Origin of the sequence: Roseburia sp. OM03-7AC (genome assembly GCF_003462625.1) — a bacterium.
Lineage (GTDB): Bacteria > Bacillota > Clostridia > Lachnospirales > Lachnospiraceae > Roseburia_C > Roseburia_C amylophila.
Map to the genome: position 1 here is coordinate 1,149,890 of NZ_QTZJ01000001.1, position 18,547 is coordinate 1,168,436.

The 18,547-nt window shown below is 41.4% G+C and carries 19 protein-coding genes (1 of these 19 only partly in view); 2 read left to right on the plus strand and 17 right to left on the minus strand.

Annotated features, from left to right (window positions below; translation table 11 throughout):
- From radA to DXB39_RS05625, 15 genes are all read right to left on the minus strand, one after another.
- On the minus strand, nucleotides 1-1,323 hold the 5' portion of the coding sequence (gene radA, locus DXB39_RS05555; protein ID WP_117840648.1) for a DNA repair protein RadA. Its footprint begins 51 nt before the window's first position; only the first 1,323 of its 1,374 coding nucleotides appear in the window; its start codon is at nucleotides 1,321-1,323; its stop codon lies beyond the left edge, outside the window.
- A gap of 120 nt (nucleotides 1,324-1,443) precedes the next feature.
- Nucleotides 1,444-1,857, minus strand: coding sequence for an endosialidase (locus DXB39_RS05560; RefSeq protein WP_117697630.1), 414 nt, complete (start codon nucleotides 1,855-1,857; stop codon nucleotides 1,444-1,446).
- An 89-nt stretch (nucleotides 1,858-1,946) separates the two neighbouring features.
- Nucleotides 1,947-4,406: an ATP-dependent Clp protease ATP-binding subunit gene (locus DXB39_RS05565; protein ID WP_117840646.1), complete on the minus strand. Its 2,460-nt coding sequence runs from the start codon at nucleotides 4,404-4,406 to the stop codon at nucleotides 1,947-1,949.
- Nucleotides 4,407-4,437: 31 nt separating this feature from the next.
- Nucleotides 4,438-5,988, minus strand: coding sequence for a cadherin-like beta sandwich domain-containing protein (locus tag DXB39_RS05570; protein WP_117840644.1), 1,551 nt, complete (start codon nucleotides 5,986-5,988; stop codon nucleotides 4,438-4,440).
- A 153-nt stretch (nucleotides 5,989-6,141) separates the two neighbouring features.
- Nucleotides 6,142-6,369 (minus strand): hypothetical protein, encoded by a 228-nt coding sequence (locus DXB39_RS05575; RefSeq protein WP_022243971.1) that lies wholly within the window; start codon nucleotides 6,367-6,369, stop codon nucleotides 6,142-6,144.
- A 306-nt stretch (nucleotides 6,370-6,675) separates the two neighbouring features.
- Nucleotides 6,676-7,401: a prolipoprotein diacylglyceryl transferase family protein gene (locus DXB39_RS05580; RefSeq protein ID WP_117840642.1), complete on the minus strand. Its 726-nt coding sequence runs from the start codon at nucleotides 7,399-7,401 to the stop codon at nucleotides 6,676-6,678.
- Nucleotides 7,402-7,417: 16 nt separating this feature from the next.
- Nucleotides 7,418-8,008 (minus strand): hypothetical protein, encoded by a 591-nt coding sequence (locus tag DXB39_RS05585; protein WP_117840640.1) that lies wholly within the window; start codon nucleotides 8,006-8,008, stop codon nucleotides 7,418-7,420.
- A 52-nt stretch (nucleotides 8,009-8,060) separates the two neighbouring features.
- On the minus strand, nucleotides 8,061-9,881 hold the full coding sequence (locus DXB39_RS05590; protein WP_117840638.1) for a glycosyltransferase: 1,821 nt from the start codon (nucleotides 9,879-9,881) through the stop codon (nucleotides 8,061-8,063).
- An 11-nt stretch (nucleotides 9,882-9,892) separates the two neighbouring features.
- The gene (locus DXB39_RS05595) at nucleotides 9,893-10,729 is read right to left on the minus strand and encodes a glycosyltransferase (protein WP_117697621.1); all 837 of its coding nucleotides are present in this window, start codon (nucleotides 10,727-10,729) and stop codon (nucleotides 9,893-9,895) included.
- On the minus strand, nucleotides 10,726-11,496 hold the full coding sequence (locus tag DXB39_RS05600) for a lysophospholipid acyltransferase family protein (protein ID WP_117841233.1): 771 nt from the start codon (nucleotides 11,494-11,496) through the stop codon (nucleotides 10,726-10,728). Before DXB39_RS05600 ends, DXB39_RS05595 begins: the two co-directional genes overlap by 4 nt.
- Before the next feature lie 214 nt (nucleotides 11,497-11,710).
- The gene (locus tag DXB39_RS05605) at nucleotides 11,711-11,995 is read right to left on the minus strand and encodes an acylphosphatase (RefSeq protein ID WP_117841232.1); all 285 of its coding nucleotides are present in this window, start codon (nucleotides 11,993-11,995) and stop codon (nucleotides 11,711-11,713) included.
- 50 nt (nucleotides 11,996-12,045) lie between these two features.
- Nucleotides 12,046-13,071, minus strand: a complete 1,026-nt coding sequence (locus DXB39_RS05610) for an acyltransferase family protein (RefSeq protein ID WP_158565964.1) — start codon at nucleotides 13,069-13,071, stop codon at nucleotides 12,046-12,048.
- Between the two features lie 82 nt (nucleotides 13,072-13,153).
- Nucleotides 13,154-13,576 carry a type II toxin-antitoxin system HicB family antitoxin gene (locus tag DXB39_RS05615; RefSeq protein ID WP_022243965.1) on the minus strand — a complete coding sequence of 141 codons (423 nt, stop codon included), beginning with the start codon at nucleotides 13,574-13,576 and terminating at the stop codon, nucleotides 13,154-13,156.
- A gap of 66 nt (nucleotides 13,577-13,642) precedes the next feature.
- Complete coding sequence (locus DXB39_RS05620) at nucleotides 13,643-13,813, minus strand: type II toxin-antitoxin system HicA family toxin (protein ID WP_022243964.1); 171 nt, start codon at nucleotides 13,811-13,813, stop codon at nucleotides 13,643-13,645.
- 190 nt (nucleotides 13,814-14,003) lie between these two features.
- On the minus strand, nucleotides 14,004-14,567 hold the full coding sequence (locus tag DXB39_RS05625; protein WP_117840634.1) for a hypothetical protein: 564 nt from the start codon (nucleotides 14,565-14,567) through the stop codon (nucleotides 14,004-14,006).
- Nucleotides 14,568-14,766: 199 nt separating this feature from the next.
- On the opposite strand from DXB39_RS05625, the gene DXB39_RS05630 reads away from it, so the two are divergent.
- Entirely contained in the window at nucleotides 14,767-14,946 is a 180-nt protein-coding gene (locus tag DXB39_RS05630; protein WP_117840632.1) for a hypothetical protein, read from the plus strand.
- Between the two features lie 157 nt (nucleotides 14,947-15,103).
- Here the strand turns inward: DXB39_RS05630 and DXB39_RS05635 are convergent, their stop codons facing one another.
- A complete protein-coding gene (locus tag DXB39_RS05635; protein WP_117841231.1) occupies nucleotides 15,104-16,141 on the minus strand; it encodes a radical SAM protein in 1,038 nt (345 codons plus the stop codon).
- Nucleotides 16,142-16,314: 173 nt separating this feature from the next.
- Between DXB39_RS05635 and DXB39_RS05640 the strand changes: the two genes are divergently transcribed.
- On the plus strand, nucleotides 16,315-17,556 hold the full coding sequence (locus tag DXB39_RS05640; protein WP_117840630.1) for a 6-phosphofructokinase: 1,242 nt from the start codon (nucleotides 16,315-16,317) through the stop codon (nucleotides 17,554-17,556).
- A gap of 71 nt (nucleotides 17,557-17,627) precedes the next feature.
- Here DXB39_RS05640 and DXB39_RS05645 read toward each other — a convergent pair whose 3' ends face one another.
- Complete coding sequence (locus DXB39_RS05645; protein ID WP_117840628.1) at nucleotides 17,628-18,545, minus strand: alpha/beta hydrolase; 918 nt, start codon at nucleotides 18,543-18,545, stop codon at nucleotides 17,628-17,630.
- Between the last annotated feature and the right edge of the window lie 2 nt (nucleotides 18,546-18,547).

Here is an 18,547-nt window from a genome sequence, read left to right on the forward strand (position 1 = left end):
ACCCACTACATTTATATTTGGATTCTTCTTCAATCCTGCTTTACAAACTTCAGGTAGAATGCAGGTGGTAAAGCCAAGCTTCTCAGCTTCCTGCACACGCTGTGCTGTCATACTGACTGCGCGTACTTCACCACTTAGTCCTACTTCCCCAAAACAGATGGTCTTCTCATCAATCGGAACATCTTTATAGCTGGATACAATCGCAAGCACAATACCTAAATCAATTGCGGGTTCATTCATACGGATACCCCCGGCAATATTTACATATGCATCGCAGGAACTTAAAGACAGTCCCAGTCTCTTTTCTAATACAGCCATCAGAAGATTGACCCTGTTATAATCCGTTCCTGCAGCTGTTCTTCTTGGCATTCCAAAATTGCTGTGGCATACCAGTGCCTGTATTTCCAAAAGAATCGGACGGGTTCCCTCCATAGAGCATGCCACTACAGAACCGGATGCTCCTTCCGGCTTTCCACTTAACATATATTCTGAAGGATTTTCCACTTCCCTTAACCCTTCGTTACACATTTCAAATACACCTATCTCATTCGTGGAACCAAAACGGTTCTTCACGCCACGCAATATACGATATGCCGCATGACGGTCACCTTCAAAATACAATACCGTATCTACCATATGTTCTAACACACGGGGGCCTGCCACAACACCCTCTTTGGTCACATGGCCGACAATAAAAATAGAAATACCAAGCCCCTTTGCAATCTGCATCAGAACTCCGGTTGCTTCCCGGACCTGGGAAACACTGCCAGGCGCCGATGTAATATTTTCATTATACATGGTCTGAATTGAGTCAATGACCACGATTTCCGGTTTTGTTCTGTTAATCACTTCTTTGATAGTATCCAGATTGGTCTCACAAAGCAGTGATAAAGTATCGCCAAATTCTCCGATACGCTCTGCACGAATTTTTATCTGCTGCAGGGATTCCTCTCCGGAAATATATAATACATCGGTCTTCTGCATGGAAAGATTCCGGCACACCTGTAAAAGCAGCGTGGATTTTCCAATTCCAGGATCTCCACCGACTAAAACAAGGGAACCTTTTACGATTCCACCTCCCAAAACCCGGTCTAACTCTTTTAGTCCTGTAGTCAGCCGCTCTTCCCGTCCTGCTTTAATATCTGCAATTTTTACAACTTCTGCTTTTGCTGCTTCCTTCCGCACTTTTGCAGGTGCTGATTTATCTATCACTTCTTCTACAAAAGTATTCCACCCGCCGCATCCCGGGCACTGTCCCATCCATTTGGATGATTCATAGCCACAGTCCTGGCAGAAAAATACGGTTGCTTTTCCCTTTGCCATCTATTTTCCCCCTTATTCTTGCAATAACTGTCTTTCTTGCTACTCGCGTAAATTAGTAAAAAGAGAACCCAATCCGCTGGAATTGGATTCTCTTTCTTATCATCTTATTGATATATCCATTTATACTCTGGATACTTTTACTGCAACCGGAGTTTCCGGATCTAATTCAACGCTAAGTGTTAATTTACCACCTAAATTGGTCTTCATCTGACCAATTGATTTTCCTGCTACAAATACATCATACTCTGTCTCTTCCATTAAGCCAAGTGTAATCTCTGCATCTTCCGGTCCTTCTACTTCAAATTCCACACCGTTTTCGGATGCTACCATATTTGTAACTGCAGTTCCTGGAACAGATTCATATACAAACATTCCATTTCTCTCTAATTTGGTAATCTCACGAAATGTCTTAACTTTGTACAAATCTCCCGCATGTTCAAAATTGTCCAGTTTGGATTTTGCTCCCAGTGTATAATCTCCAAAACTGATTGTTCCGTTTGCTTCTGAACGAATTAATTCTGCAACTACAGCCATTTTTTATCCTCCTATAAGCCACTATCCCACGATGGCTTTTTCGTAAATTTTATGAAAATATTATAGCTTATCTCGACACATTTTTCCAGTTATTTTGATGAATTCACAACGGTTTTTATTTCCTTTTTTACCATGCGGATTTCCACATCATCTCCCGGCTTGATTTTACCGGATAAAATCTCTTCTGCCAGCATATCTTCTATCTGTGTCTGTATCATACGCCGCAATGGTCTTGCTCCATATTTCGGATTGTATGCCTTCTCGGCAATGTATCCTTTTACGCTGCCGGTTATGGTCAGATGGATACCCATCTGTTTTTCACACCGGTCAATTAAAGATTTGCTTAAAATGGTGACAATCTTCTTCATGTCCTCTTTATTGAGAGCCCGGAATACAATGGTCTCGTCAATTCGGTTTAAGAACTCCGGCTTAAAGATTCTCTGGACTTCTTCCATTACACCATTTTTCATGTATTCATAATTCTTCTTTTCATCTTCGCCTGCAGCAAATCCAAGCTTCTTCGGCGCAATGATAGACTGCGCCCCTGCATTGGAAGTCATAATGATAATCGTATTCTTAAAATCTACCCGTCTGCCCTGGGCATCTGTAATCTGTCCATCATCCAGTACCTGAAGCAATACATTAAATACATCCGGGTGTGCCTTTTCAATTTCATCAAAAAGAATAACAGAATATGGTTTTCTTCTGACCTTTTCGCTGAGCTGGCCGCCTTCTTCATAACCTACATAACCTGGCGGTGAACCAATCATTTTAGAAACACTGTGCTTCTCCATGTACTCTGACATATCAACACGAATCATTGCCTGCTCATCGCCAAAGACAGCCTCTGCCAGTGCCTTTGTTATCTCTGTTTTACCAACTCCGGTCGGTCCTAAGAAAAGGAAGGAACCAATCGGACGATGCGGATCTTTTAATCCTACCCGTCCTCTTCTGACTGCTCTTGCCACTGCACTGACTGCCTCTTCCTGTCCTACTACACGCTTATGCAGTGTCTTTTCCAGACGGTTGAGACGTGCAGCCTCGCCCTCAGCCAGTCTCTTCACCGGTATCTTTGTCCAGTCAGATACAATTTCTGCAATTTCATTTTCTCCAACAACCAGTTTCTTCTTGTCTGCATCCCGATGGTATTTTTCCACCTGCTTTTCATATTTCTTCCGGGCAGCTTCCTTCTCCTTGCGGATTGCCCCGGCATCTTCAAACCGCTGTTCCATCAATGCCGTCTCCATATCGTCCTCTAACTGAGCAATCTTACGCTCCAGTTCACTAATCTTCTCCGGCATTTTAAATCCGCCAAGGCGAACCTTAGAGGAAGCCTCATCCATCAAATCAATGGCCTTATCCGGCAGATAACGGTCTGCAATATAACGGGCAGACAGCTTCACTGCCGCTTCTATTCCCGCATCTGTAATCTGTACATGATGATGCTTTTCATAGCGTTCTCTTAATCCCTTTAATATCTCTATCGCCTGCTCTTCCGTCGGTTCTTCCACCGTTACCGGCTGGAAACGACGTTCCAGGGCTGCATCTTTTTCAATATATTTACGGTATTCTTCTAATGTGGTTGCTCCGATTAATTGTATTTCTCCACGGGCAAGGGATGGCTTTAAAATATTGGATGCATCAATAGCACCTTCCGCTCCGCCTGCTCCGATAATGGTATGAAGTTCATCTATGAAAAGAAGTACATTTCCTGCTTCTGTCACTTCACGAATGACTTTCTTAATCCGCTCTTCAAATTCTCCACGGTATTTAGAGCCTGCTACCATTCCGGATAAATCCAGTGTTACCACTCGTTTTCCCCGGACTGTATCCGGAACCAGTCCGGATGCAATACGCTGGGCAAGTCCTTCTGCAATAGCTGTCTTTCCAACTCCCGGCTCTCCAATCAGGCATGGATTATTTTTCGTCCTGCGGCTTAAAATCTGAATCACGCGGGCAATCTCTGCCTCTCTGCCAATCACCGGGTCTATCTCACCATAGGCTGCCATAGCAGTTAAATCCCTGGAATACTGGTCTAAGGTTGGCGTTACTTCTACTGCTTTCTTTTTTCCGGATTTGCTTGCCGCAATCTCCTCTTTATAGCGGTTTGCGTCTTCTCCCATGGCTACCAGAGTCTCGATATAAATCTTCTGGATATTCACACCCAGTGTATTCAACAGACGTACACCGGCACAGTCTGCCTCTTTCAATAATGCAATTAAAAGGTGTTCTGTTCCGATATTCTCATTGTCAAAACGCTCTGCCTCCTGGTCAGCGGTCTCAATGATATGCTGAATCCTTGGAGAATAACCTTTCCGGTCTAATACTGCCACATCCGAAGATGGAGCGATTAAATCTTCTATCAGTTCTACCAGACGGGTTTCTTCTACTCCCGCATCCATCAGAACACAGGCAGCTACTCCACAGCCTTCTTTTAGCAATCCCAGTAAAAGGTGCTCTGTTCCAATATAATTATGATGCATGCTTCTGGCTGCCTTTGTCGTCAGTTCTATTACTTTTTGCGCTTGTTTTGTATATGGTTTATGCATAAAATCCTCCTGTCACTACGCGCCAATTCTCTTATAAATCATTTAAATCCATTACTTCAATATCATCATCTGATGATTCTTTTTCAATAAAGTCATCATGGCTTGCAAAGATTCCATTATCTTCATCATCGTCATCAAAAATATCTTTGCTCCGCCGTTTCTTCTCTTTTTTTTCTCTCTTTTCCTTTTCACGTTTCTTTCTGCCGGACATAAATTCCGGTTCTTCTTCAAATTCTTCCATAAAATCAGTTTCGCCTAACCGTTCTGCCACTTCTTCCGGTAACTGAGCGGCGGAATCCGCTTCTTCTTTTTCTTCTGACTCTGCTTTCTCCGGTAAATCCTTCACTACACTGGTCTCTTTTTCTTCGACCGGTTCTTCTTCGACTTTACCGGCATCTTCTACGAATTTCTGTTTCTTCTTTGCCTTTCTGCGTTTTTCTTCTTCAAAGATATCTACTGCTTCTTCGATTTCATCATCGTCCTCTTCTTCATAACCTCTTCTTCCACGAAGCAACAGATTAATAATGATAAAAATAAGAATTACGATTACTACAATTAATCCGGCAATAATTTTTAAATCCCGGTCTTTTCTAGCGGTATATTTGTCATTTAAGTCATTTAATGCATTCTGAAGATAGGTGGTATCGGTATCCTCCTCCGTGCTGTCACTGTACTGGTATTCGCTGAAGGTTCCATCACTGGTATTGTAATTATACCAGCCTTCCTGTCCATCATTTGTCATTCCATATACGGTATAAATATTTTCTGTATCTGTTGCGTATGCATCTTCAAATGTACTGTCCCCAACCTGAATAGGCGTGGTTGCTTCGCCCGGTACAAAGGAAGTCACTGCCGAAGGTGTCATTAAAATCAGATAATTATCCCCATTATCGATACGAATATATGGACACACACTGCCATCGATGCCATTTACCACATAAAAGCCTGCATTTCCTGCTGCATCTGTCATATATAAAAGAGATAAATTACCATTGTTAAAAGCAGCGCCACGGTATTCAGTTCCCTGATAAGGCACCTGTGCTTCTGTAAAATCTGCCGGAATCTGTTCTGCTGCGAAATCTTCTGACACGGTATAGGCAGATACAGTATCGTCCGGTGTGGCTGTATCTGTGCCATTATCTGCTCCGGTATTATTGTCCGCCGGAGTATTGCCTGTGTCTGTGCTTGTTGTAGTATCTGTATTTGTTGTAGCACCTGTTGCAGACTTGGTTATGGTCAGATGATAAGTTGCAAGATTTCCATTCTCTGCCTGCACTACTACGTCAATCTTTGTATCTCCATCTGTTTTTAAGGTAGTGGTTCCCACCCCGGACTGAATCGTTGCTGCCGGATTTACCGTTTTTGCACTTACCGTCACGCTGCTTACATCCTGTCCTACCTGTACCGTATAGTACATACGGCTTCCTTCAAATGCAGGTGATAATGAACCCTCGGCTACTGTCAGTGTCTCCAGCGAATTATCCGCAGGACCTGCATATACCTGCATCGGCATTCCTGACATGGCAAAAATGCAAATCAATGTCATGAAAAGTATCTCTATCTTACGAATTGTTTTCTTCATTTTCCGTCTCCTTCAATTCCCTTTTTCTCCAAAACAACAGAAAATCTTCTTTTGATTTTCCTGTACAATATAATCAGTTTCATTATAGAAAACTATCGGGAATGCGTCAACCTCAATTCGAAAAACCATGTCGTACTTATCCCACGGATATGTCTAACGGTTTGCCCTGATTAACCATCCCCACACAACTCCGGCAAGAGAAAGTCCTGCTGTAATTGCTGCTCTGTGGTTCCAGTCTGTAATATCCTGTCCCAGCAAAGCTGCCAGCAGTAATAATGTTCCGCCGCTTACCATAAGGGCTGCAAGAGCTGCAAGCACTATCATTTCCATTCTTGACGGATGTTTCTTTCCTCTTCTTACATGTACTGTATTATCACGCATAATTGTGACCTCCCTGTGTCTTTTTTCTTATCTTTTCCTTCGCTTTTCTGCCACTTTTCTGGTATTTTTCAGTGGCTTTGCTCTCTGATAAGATCATGTTACAACAGGATGTGTCCCATATTTCGTACCTATATTATGTAAACTTATTTCCCAATTTTTTCTAAATACTTTGTTCCGAATCCAACCTTTTACAATAAATATAACGCTTGATAAACACCATAACCTGTCCGTCAGCTTCTTTGGATGCATAACAATGCAAAAGAGTTCTGCCGGCACAACACCCACAAAACTCTTTTCTCATATCCGTTATATTACTTTATTATTCGCTCTTTGTCTAATTTGCCGTACTGCCTCATAGAGCAATACGCTTACAGCTACCAGCAGACATCCCCACTGGTTCGCACTGAAAATCTTTCTGTCTTCATAATACCTCAGATAATCCAGTACGAATTTTAATATCGCATACAGCAACAGACTCTTTGGAATTATACCATTGCTTCTTCGTTCTGCCATCTTGTGAAGCAACAAAAACGCCAGCAGAAATAAGATCGTCTCTGCCAGCTGGACCGGAAAAAGGTATTCCCCCGCTGCTCCATTATCAAGATAGCGGATACTGCCAGGTCCCTGATATCTCATGCCAACACAACAGCCTGCAAAAAAGCAGCCTAGCTTTGAAACCGCATACATCAGTCCCAATGCCAGCACATATGCAGTCCATAGCTCTATCTTATGTTCCTTACTGATTTTTGTAAAAATCCACACACCGAGCAGGATGCCAGCCATACCGCCAAGACTGGAAAAACCAAATGTTTCTACTTTACCCTGTTCTGCCAGCTGCACAATAAAGGTATAAAATGCTCCAAAATATAATGCCAGGACTGTATTCAAAAGCTCTGAATAAAAGATATGACTGCCCCTTACTCCTGCTTTTTTCAAATACCATGTGGCATAAAGATATGCCAGTACAAAGCTTAAGAGAAAACAGATAAAATACGGCGAAATTCTCCAGTGCAAAATCGTAATATCTATCATTTATTTTCCTGCCTCATCAGCCCGGACAGTTTCGGACACAGCTTATGAATGCCAGCCCACAGGCAATAATTGTTACTGCTATAAATACTACTACAAGAATGGCAAGTGCAATATAAAGCCACATCAGCACTTTACCAAATACACTCTGCGGATATTTTACACGGACCAAAATCATAAGTACCAGTGCTGCAATTCCACAGCCAGCCATAAGAAAAGTCAGAATTGAACCTAATACATAGCTGCTTGCGATATTATAATAAAATTCTTCTTTTCCTGCATCAAACAACAGTCCCAGAATAATATTCTTAATAAAAATTACTGCCATCGGTGCAAACATCAAAATCATGGAAATAATACATAATTTGTCTGCCTGCTTCTTATCCTCCGGAGAGAGCTCCGGTCGTGGCATTTTTCCCTGTCGTGGCGGCATATTCGTTGGCATCGGCGGTCTCTGCTGCATCTGCATGTTTGGTGGCATCGGTCTGCCCTGTTGCATCTGCATATTCGGCGGCATTGGTCCACCTTGCTGCGGCGGCATATTCGGTGGCATCGGCGGTCTCTGCTGTGACGGCATGTTTGGTGGCATCTGGTTCCACTGATTATTCATAATTTATCCCTTTACCCTTTCTCAATACATATTACATTTCCTGCAACTTTTATCAGAGTGCTTTCTTCTCTTTAATCGGCTGTTCCTCATCACAACTATAGGTCAGTTTCTCTCCATAGTTCTGCTCGTAAACAGCTTTCCAGGCTTCATAGTTCTTATCCCGCATCTCACAGGAATTCTGTGCACGCTTTTTATTCGGATCCGGATAAATCGGTTCACAGAAATGCACCGTATATTCCTGCACATAGAATCCGTCATCATCTAAAACATCACTGTCTTCCATGGTAATAAATACCGGAAGTACCGGCTTATTATTTCTGGCAGCGAAGGTAAATGCGCCCTTCTGCAACGGTCTTGGTTTCCGGTAATTCCACCACATTCCCTGCTCCGGATAGACAAGTACAAACTGATTTTTCTCTAATACCCTGTCTACGGCAGCAATAAATTTCTCCATGGTCTTAAAATTAGAGCTTAACGGCAGTGTGTTGCAATGGCGCATTAACACTCCGTAAAATCCCGGAAATCCGGTATAATTGCCTTCCCGGATTACACGGTACATTTTTTTCTTTTTCAATTTACCCTGCTCGAAGGCAAGCTGGATGGCAAAGCTGTCAAATGCATTGAAATGGTTACAGGTAATGACTGCTCCGTCTGCTACTTTTTCAAGATTTTCAATGCCTTTGTATTCTTTGATTATCAACTGCTTTTTCTTTATCAGCATATTGACAAACCATCTTGCTACTTTAAATGCATATTTGGTCTGTGTCTTGCTCTTTAAACTTCTTGGAAGATAATTAATATCTTCCGGCATCAGAACCGGTGCCGGTGGATTTTCTTCTGCATCTTCTGAAAATCTTCCTTCCCGCTCCAGTTCCTCTATGTGAGCAAGCAGCGCAAGCTTACTTTCTGATTTTCCGGCTTTTTCCATCTTGCGAAGATAATTATCTTCTCTGTTAATCTCAGATACCGCAAGCTGGATTAATTTCTCACCAGACACACTGTCATTGCGGCGCTGCTCATCGGTATAATTAGCAAGTCCTTCTTTTATGGCATCATAATCCGCTGTCATCTTCGCATATTTCCAGAAATACTCTGCCAGACGGCAGTCTTCATAATGCCATGGTTTGGCTGCCATATTAAAATGGAATAATCCCACCTCTTCTTCCGGGCAGGCAAGTTCTCCAAATACCTGTGCATTCCACTTCGGTTCCATATAAAGCACCTGATTCTTGCAAATCAGATTCAGGTAATCCTGATCCTGCGCTACCACAAAAAGATAGATGTGAAGCATCTCTAAGAATTCATCTAAAAGATGATTTTCACGGAACTGACTGCAGTTCATCAGCATTACTCCGGCGTTGAAATATCTGGCACGCTTTACGCCTAATACCTTTTCTACATAATCACCTAAGATATCTGTCTGTGCTACCACACGGTCCGGACAGACTCCGGCATATAATTTACCAAGCTTATGGTCATATAATTCTGCAATATTTCCCACTACGATGGTATCGCTGTCAATATAAAGTGCCTTGCGGTACTGTGGAAACATATCCGGAATAAAAAGCCGGAAATATGTTGTGTTGGAATAATAGTCACGAATCGGAAGCTTATCTGCAATGCTCCTCATCTTGTCTGTAACATCCACAAAATCAATTGCAAATTCTTCATCTGCCATGGCAAGCACTTTTGCCTGGGTTGCTTCCGTAATTCCCATATGTAAAATGTAAATATGATATTTCCGGCTGCGGTCTGCATTTTCCATGATGGACTTCATGGAAACCATCGTATATTTTACAAATCCTTCATCGCAGGCAAAGAAAATCGGTATCTCCGCTTTCTTCCCATACTGTGATAAACTCTTCATTTCCATAAATTAACTCCTTACCTCTTAGTGTCCTGTTCAAATTTCTTTTTCAGATAAATATATTCGAACAGAATATCATCAAACGCTTCATACTTAAAAATTCTGTGAATTGCACTGACATTCCACTGCTTAATATTTGCCGTATGCGGATATGGCAGGTAAAAAAGCCGTTTGGAAAAATGTCTGATTATTGTACTCTTATGTAAGAACTTCTGGTCATTATATTTCTGCGGCAGCATTTTCTTTGCCGTGGTACTTCTGTATACTGCATCCTGATCCGCAAACAGTAATTTTTTTGTCTTAATGAGATGTCTTGCTTTTTCAAAAAGGCCTGTTTTCTTAATCTCTGCCATATTAAAAAGCAATACTCCCGCATTGATATAGTTTGGATTGATTAAATATTTTCCATAGTGGTCTCTTGCTGCAGCATACTCATACCCTTTTACATCAATGTCATATAAAAGCTCCGGCTCCCGGTTAAATAAAATATCTGCATCCAGATAAAGAAGCTTATCCGGGATTTCCGGAATCTTATCTGCAAACAGACGAAGCAGGGTATATGGTGAACAATACGCACCTTCGTTCGGACAGCCTGCAAATTCTTCTTTATAAATATCTGTCACATCAATCTTGATTACAATATTTTCTTTGTTATAGGACTTTGCTACCTCATTTAAAAATGCAATCTGCTCATCACTCACCGGCAGAAAATCGTCTCTTAAATGTGATACATCCATTGTAAAAATGTAGATGCGGTATGGTTCTGTCGATTTCGTCCGCATAAAAATGGACAGCATCCCGGTCAGTATTCCATCAAATACTTTGACATTCCCCGAAAATAGAATATTTCTCATACATCACCTTTTTTGATATAAGTAGCAAGTACAAGGGTGTTCCTGCTGCTTCTTTCTTTCATCTGTTCATAAACCCTGTTTCTAAGGTCTGCTTTCTGCTCTTTTCCACGCAATTTCGCATCCGGATAAAACGGACCATCCACATAGGTTACTATCTGCGGCTTTTTACTATGCTTCCGTTTCTGATATGTATTGGTAAAACAGATTACCGGGCATTGATACTGCACCGGATAACGGAAGGAAGAATCCTTAAAAGGACGTATCTTCGTATAATAAGGCCAGATATGTGCCTCCGGATATATCATCACGCATTTTTTCGTAGTGATTTTCTTTCCGATTTCTTCTAAGAAATGTTTCATGGCATCCTTATCATCCGGCAGCGGCAACGCCCCAAGATATGGCGTTACTTTTCCGAAAAAGGGCATAGAAACATTATTCGGATGCACAATCACATATACGTCCGTCGGATATGCCAGCATTGTGGGAATCAGTGCATCTGCTCCTGCATTGGTATGATTTCCGTAGAGGAAAAATCCCTGTCCCTTTAACGCTTTTATTTTTTCCCATCCCACTATCTTATGACGGTATTTTATCTTTAAAAAGCACCATGCCACCGGTTTTGCAATGAGATTATAACAGATAAAATGTAATAATTTCCTTCCCAAGCTGTCCTGGCTGTACTGATATGTTCCATCAATTTTCTTCGCAGTTATCTTTGCTTCCGAAAATTCATCCTCTAATTCATTTTCATAGTAGTATACTCGCATATCCCACAGTTTACTATTTCTTGCTATTTTTTGCAACTTTTCTGAACAAAGAATGTGCCTTGGCACATTCTCGCGCCTGCGGCGGTCGCTTACGACATCTACCTTATACGCCGCAGTGCGCATCCTCGCAGAGCGTTTTTACTTTACAGGAAAGCAATTTCCTGTAAAGTAAAAACGCTCCTGACAAAGTATGCCAGAAGCTGCTTTTTACATTTTAATATTTTACATGGAAGCCCCGTTCCGTCTCATCCAGTGGAAGTTCTTTTCTGTCCATGCTGCGGATTTCGATGTAACGGTCCTGGCAGAGTCTTTGAATTATCATATCAATTTCTTCCGGCAGTCCCTGCAATTCTGCCTGTACCGAGCCGTCATATTCATTGCGCACCCAGCCAGTCACACCAAAATGCCCCGCCAGATGCGACATGCGATAGCGGAATCCCACACCCTGGACATATCCGTTAAACTGATAAAGAACACGAATTTTTCTATTTTCTGACATACGACCACCTCTCTTTATCATTCCAATGGTATCAATCTCTTCCATCCAGACTAACGTGCCCGTTGCCTTTTTAAGTTTCTGATCAACTGCGGCGTATGTAATGCCAGTATCCGGTTGACCTGATTGACAACATGTGAATTATTTAACACATATACGATTCCAGCACTTAATCCTAACAGGATAAAAAATGCTATCCAGCCCCAGTCACCCAGATAATCATAGATTCCGGCAAACATCAGAATATCCCGTAAAATCCGGTGCAGCATATATACCGGCATGGTATTCTGTCCGATTGCTGACAACCTTGTCTTTCCTCTCGGAATGCAAAACATAATTGCCCAGGAAATAAGAAATGCTGCAATCATCAGGGAAAGGCGGACCATCGGTCCTTTCCACACTTCTTCCAGTTCATAATAGGATATATTTTCATATACCATTCCCAGGGAATCTTTCAACCTTGCTCCATATGCCAGAATAAAGATACAGATTGCCTCCGCGCATGGAACCACCAGTCTCTGAAACTTTGGCTGCAATGCTTTTTCCAGTGTCTTCTGCTCCAGAAAATAGCCCAGATAGAAAAACGGTCCAAATACCAGAATTCGTGACAGACATAAAAAGTCCCCCACATTTTTAAAATAGCCAGCTGTTAATGCCAGCACTACAGTAAGCAAAAGAACCGGCACCGCTTTACATTTACGGACAAGTGGTATCGTCAGATACCATACAATCATTGCAAATAAATACCACGGTGCACCACTTTGGGAAAAGAAATCTATCTCCGTAAATTTTTCAAATCCCGCAATGGCATATACTATCTGAATTGCCACAACGAACACAACATATGCTTTCAGCAGATACAATATTTTCTTAAAATTATATTGTCCATTTTTATAAATTTTCTTGGCAAAATAGCCGGAGATAAATACAAAAAGCGGCATATGAAATACATAGATGAGCCGTTTCACTACCACCAGTGGATTGTCTCCACGGATAGGGAGCAGGAAATGTCCCAGCACAACTAAGAATATCAATACCGCTTTTAAATTATCAAAAAAATAGTCTCTTTCTTTATTCATCTTTCTACATCCTCGCATTACCGAAAATGTATTATAGAACTTTTGCGGGAGATGTCAAGATTTTTTATCATTTAGATTACTTTTATCTTGAAACATTTAATTTTAACATAAGTGCTTCCTGTAACACTCTGGAAACATTTATATGTGCTTTTTCTGCTTCCTGATTTAACCAATTTGGCAATGTTACATTTCTTCTTACTGTTTTATTATCTACTCTCCTTCGATACTCTGTAAAATCAATATCAACAAATGATACATAGCCCTCTCCATCTTCTGCAAAAGTACCCTTAGAAGTATCAATTTCATTTATAGAACTTGCCTCTGGAAACTTTTTTTCTTTATCTTCATAGGTTATTCCTTTTAGACCGATTGCATCCCTTGCCATTTTCACTGCATCAGCCATTCCATACCCCTCAGTTAATATTTCCCAATCCGGCACCTCTATTAATACAGTATCTTTTTTATCATTCAGTGGTGTAAAAATTACTGGATATACCTGTCTCATACAAAACAACCTCCATTCTTAATCTCATCATATCATTTATAATTATCATATAAGAAATGGGAATTCTTATAATCCCCATTTCCTTATAATTGCCTTTGCTAATCTTTCATTAATTTCTTTGTGTCTTGGAATCTGTTCTTCGTCTGAACCTCTTGTATATATATCATGATTACTACCATGTCTTTCCAACGAAAAGCCTGCTGCTTCCAGTTTCTTTACTAATTCCCTATTCTTCAAATAGTATCCCCCTTTCAATTATATTATACACATTTTTTGTGTATTTGCAAATATTTTTATGTGTGTTTAATACGCATTTTCATCAATTGAACTTGAATTAATTCTTTTTATTCCATTTTTTACTATAAAGCAGTAAAAAAGGAAGGACAAACGTCCCTCCCTTTAATTTATAACTTTTTAATTCCTTCCATTAATTAAGATGCTCATTAAGTTCATCATCACTTATATGGTCATATACGTTTGCAGTTCCACCACCCGGAATATCATAAGAACGAGTTGGTTCTCCAATATCAATTGTTGTACCAGGTGCTAGATCCGGAAGGTCATCCTCTGTAAATCCATAAGGATTCTCTTCGTTGCTGGATGTAGATGCGCTGCTATTTCCTTTTCCGGAAGAAGAACCATTCCCCTTAGCTCCGGTATCGCTGGATTTATTGGATTTTGCAGTTGCATTTTCTTTGGTGCTTGTATTGCTATCTGCAACCTGCTCTTTCTCCTGAGCCGCCTGTTCCGCTGCCACTCTTGCAGCTTCCTCCTCTGCTACTTTCTGTGTTTCCAGCTCCGCTTCCTTTGCAGCTACAACTTCTTTCACCTGTGCTTCCATATCATCTGCGGATGGAATTGCCAGATTCTGCTCTGCAGACGCAACTGTATTTCCTACCTTTGGATCCTTTATTGTCTGGAAGTAAACTGCACTTCCAACACCAGCTACTGCTAATACTCCGACGATTGCAATTACAATGCTCTTTTTCATTTCAGGTACCCCTTCTCTTTGTTTCTATTATAAAATACTTCATATCAACTTTTTATTTGATCCAATTAACATATATTTATTTTTATTATATCACACATTTTTCCTTTTACTACTATCAATTCATATATCAATAGTAAATTCCAAGTTGCTACGCTCTATTTAACTATGATATAATATTTTTATGGAAGAAGGTGTTAAAATGAATGAAGAATCTATGTTAACAGATAAACAATATACTGGAATGTTAATAGATGAATTTCAAAGACTTGAGCGTATCCTGAAAGCTGCAAAAAATGAAAATACAGTAGAAACAGTCAAATTAATTAATGACGAAATGAAATATCTCAGATTAAAATTAGAACCTATCAAATTACCATAGAGCAAGTCAAAAAGTTTGCTTGAAATTGCAAATATTTTCATATATACTCCACTTAGAAAGGTAATCGGATATGCTCCGATTTGCCCTCAGTGAAAACTATTTTTGAAATAGCATCTACTTTGGACGAGTGGGATGCTATTTCTTTTTATTATTGCAATTATCTATCTACATCTTTCCTCACAATCCCTTCTCCATCAAACTCCGGGATAAAACTCTCCTCTGCCACATCTCCTTCCTGGATGAAGCCATTTTCAATGCCAAGTTCAATCGCATAATCCACCACCGCATCATATTCCGCTTCCGTTACCCGGCGGCTTAATTCCGGATACTCCCTGCACTGTGGCAGCGGCGTATACTGATTCATAATGCTGATAAAAATCTGACCGCCATAGGTCTTAAGAAGATAAGATATCACACGCTTGGAATCTTCCACACAGTCCGGCATAACAAGATGGCGCACAATGACGCCTTTTCTCATCAGAAGAGACTCCCCGGCTTCGCTGCGCTCCTGATATTCTGCTGCGTCAAATATCATATTATTCTGCTGTTCCGAAATTTTCTTTTTCTCATCTGCCGGAAATTCCGCACTGCTGCCTTCTTTGCCTGCTGCCCGTTCGAAAACAAATTCCGGCTCGCCTACCTGCCGCACCATTTCTGCAATCGCTGCACTGGCACAAGTAAAATAGTCCGCTGCATGGGAATACCTGCTGCTGATTGCGCTGTCAACATATTTTAAATCAGGAAGATAAATATCCACATAGCCCTCTAACAGGCGAAGTGTTTCCACCTTTTCATAGGAACTGGTATTATAAACAACCGGAAGATAAAGTCCCTGCTGCTTTGCCTGCTTCAATGCCTCAACCACCTGTGGCACAAAATGTCCTGCCGTTACCAGATTGATATTATTTGCACCCTTTTCCTGCAATTCCAGGAAAATTTCTGCCAGCCGCTCTATACTTATTTCAATTCCAGCTTTTCCTGTGGCAATATTGTGATTCTGGCAGAAGATACAGCCTAAATTACAGCCGCTGAAAAATACCGTTCCGGAGCCATTCTGCCCGGAAATACACGGTTCTTCCCACATATGAAGTGCTGCTCTTGCAGCCTTTATAACTGCTGTCTGACCGCAGACTCCCATTTCACCTTTTTTACGATTTACGCCACATTCTCTTGGGCAGAGCATACAATTTTCCATCTCTTTTGCCTTTCCTTTATTTTTTCTTGCGGTTCTTCCCACTCCCGCCGGATTAGTCTTGCCTTTTCCGATTCTATCATATATAGTTATTCTTGTAGGATATTTTCTTATAATAACTATAACTTTTTTATATATCCTAACACAAATCTTTGAAATCACAAAGGAGTCTGACTATGAATACATCGATTCAAAACTGCATGGTTGCCCAGTCCGGTGGACCAACCGTTGCAATAAATGCAAGCCTTGCCGGTGTCATTAAAGGTGCTGCCGGCTGCTATGGCACTGTTTACGGTTCCGTAAATGGAATCTTAGGTATTTTAAATGAACATTATCTTAACCTTTCCGAAATTATGGAAGCGGACGAAAATGCATTAGAGCGTCTGATTCACACACCGGCAATGTACCTTGGTTCCTGCCGTTTTAAGCTGCCGGATTTTATGGATGATGATTCTTCTTATAACTATATTTTCAAGCAGTTTGAAAAGCTGAATATCGGTGCATTCTTCTATATCGGCGGAAATGATTCCATGGATACCGTATTAAAGCTTTCCGAATATGCCGAGCGAATCGGAAGCAATGTCCGCATTATTGGTATTCCAAAGACCATCGATAATGACCTGATGGTAACAGACCACACTCCGGGATTTGGCTCCGCCGCCAAATATATTGCATCTTCTTTACTTGAAATTGCACATGATACATTTATCTATGCCGTAAAGAGTGTAACAATCGTAGAAATTATGGGACGTGATGCCGGCTGGCTGACCGCCGCTTCCGCCCTTGCCAGAAATGAATACAGCGATGCACCGCATCTTATTTATCTTCCGGAATGCAATTTTGACAAGGAGGAGTTCTTAACAGATGTGCGTGCTCTCTTAGAGAAACACAACAATATTATCATTGCCGTATCTGAGGGAATTCATGATGCAGAGGGCAATTACATCTGTGCCGGAGAAAGCATGGAAGACACCTTCGGACACAGCCAGTTAAGCGGTGCCGGTAAAGCGTTGGAATATCTGATTAAAGACAATATCAACGTAAAAGTCCGTTCTGTAGAAGTAAATGTATTACAGCGCTGCGCTGCCCACCTTTCTTCTGCCACCGATTTAAATGAAGCTATTGCTTCCGGTGAACATGCTGTTGCGTTTGCAAAACAGGGCATTACCGCTTCCATGGTAACCATGAACCGTACTTCCAATGCACCATATACCATCGAATATGGTTATGCAGAAATCAAGAACATTGCGAATGAAGCAAAATCCGTTCCGAGAGCATGGATTAACGAGCGCGGAAATGATGTTACTGAAGAAATGGTTGAATATCTTCTCCCACTGATTCAGGGCGAGACTTCCATTTCCTACGAAAATGGACTGCCAAATTATATGAACGTGTCACACCTGACTAACAAACGTTAGTTACCCGCATATTCAAAATCCGCTGTCCCGGTTAAGACATTTTAATCAGTCTTTTCCGATACAGCGGATTTTTATTCCGAAATCATCTCAATGAATTTGCCGACTTCAGCCCATGCCCGCTTGGATTCCGGCATCATAAGCATTGCCATCTGGAACACATGAAACATTCCTTCGTAAATGCTTAAGCGGACTTTTACGCCCTGCTTCTTTGCCTTCTCTGCTACGGATGTGGAATCACTTAAAAGCATCTCATAAGAACCAACCTGAATCAGCATTGGTGGAAATCCTATGAAGTCACCAAACAACGGTGAAATATAAGGATTCGTTTCGTCTGCGTCTCCCACATAATCCTTATTATAAATGAGACTGTCCCTTGTATTTCCAAATAACGGGTCCCGCTCATAATTGGTATCATAGGATTCACCACTGGCAGTCAGATCTGTCCAGGGAGACATGGCAATCAGTCCGCAGGGAAGTGCTTTCCCATGATCCTTTAAGTACATGCAAAGTGCCAATGCCAGTCCACCTCCGGCAGAATCACCTGCCACAATAATCTGTTCCGGCTTAAATCCACAGCTTAGCAGCCATTCATAGGCTTCCACCGTATCTTCCAATGCTGCCGGGAAAGGATGCTCTGGTGCCACGCGGTAATCGATGGTCAGCACACTGATTCCTTTTCCCACCTCACTGTAAAGTCCGGCAAAGGTACGGTAGGCATTTCGCATTTTTCCAATATACCCGCCACCATGCAGCTGCAGAACTACTTTATCTTCCCTTGGATTCTGCATGGAGGTTAAAAGCTCCATTTCAAACTGTGGCATCTTAATTTTCTGCATCAGAAAACAGTCCGGGCATTTCCACGCCGGTTCCACCATTTTCTTACGAAGCTCTCCGGTCTTTAATTTTCTTCCTATCAAGTTATCACTTGCAAAACGGGCAATTAGGTCACGGATGACTCTGCCCTGTACACTCGTCTTACTTTCTTCCATAA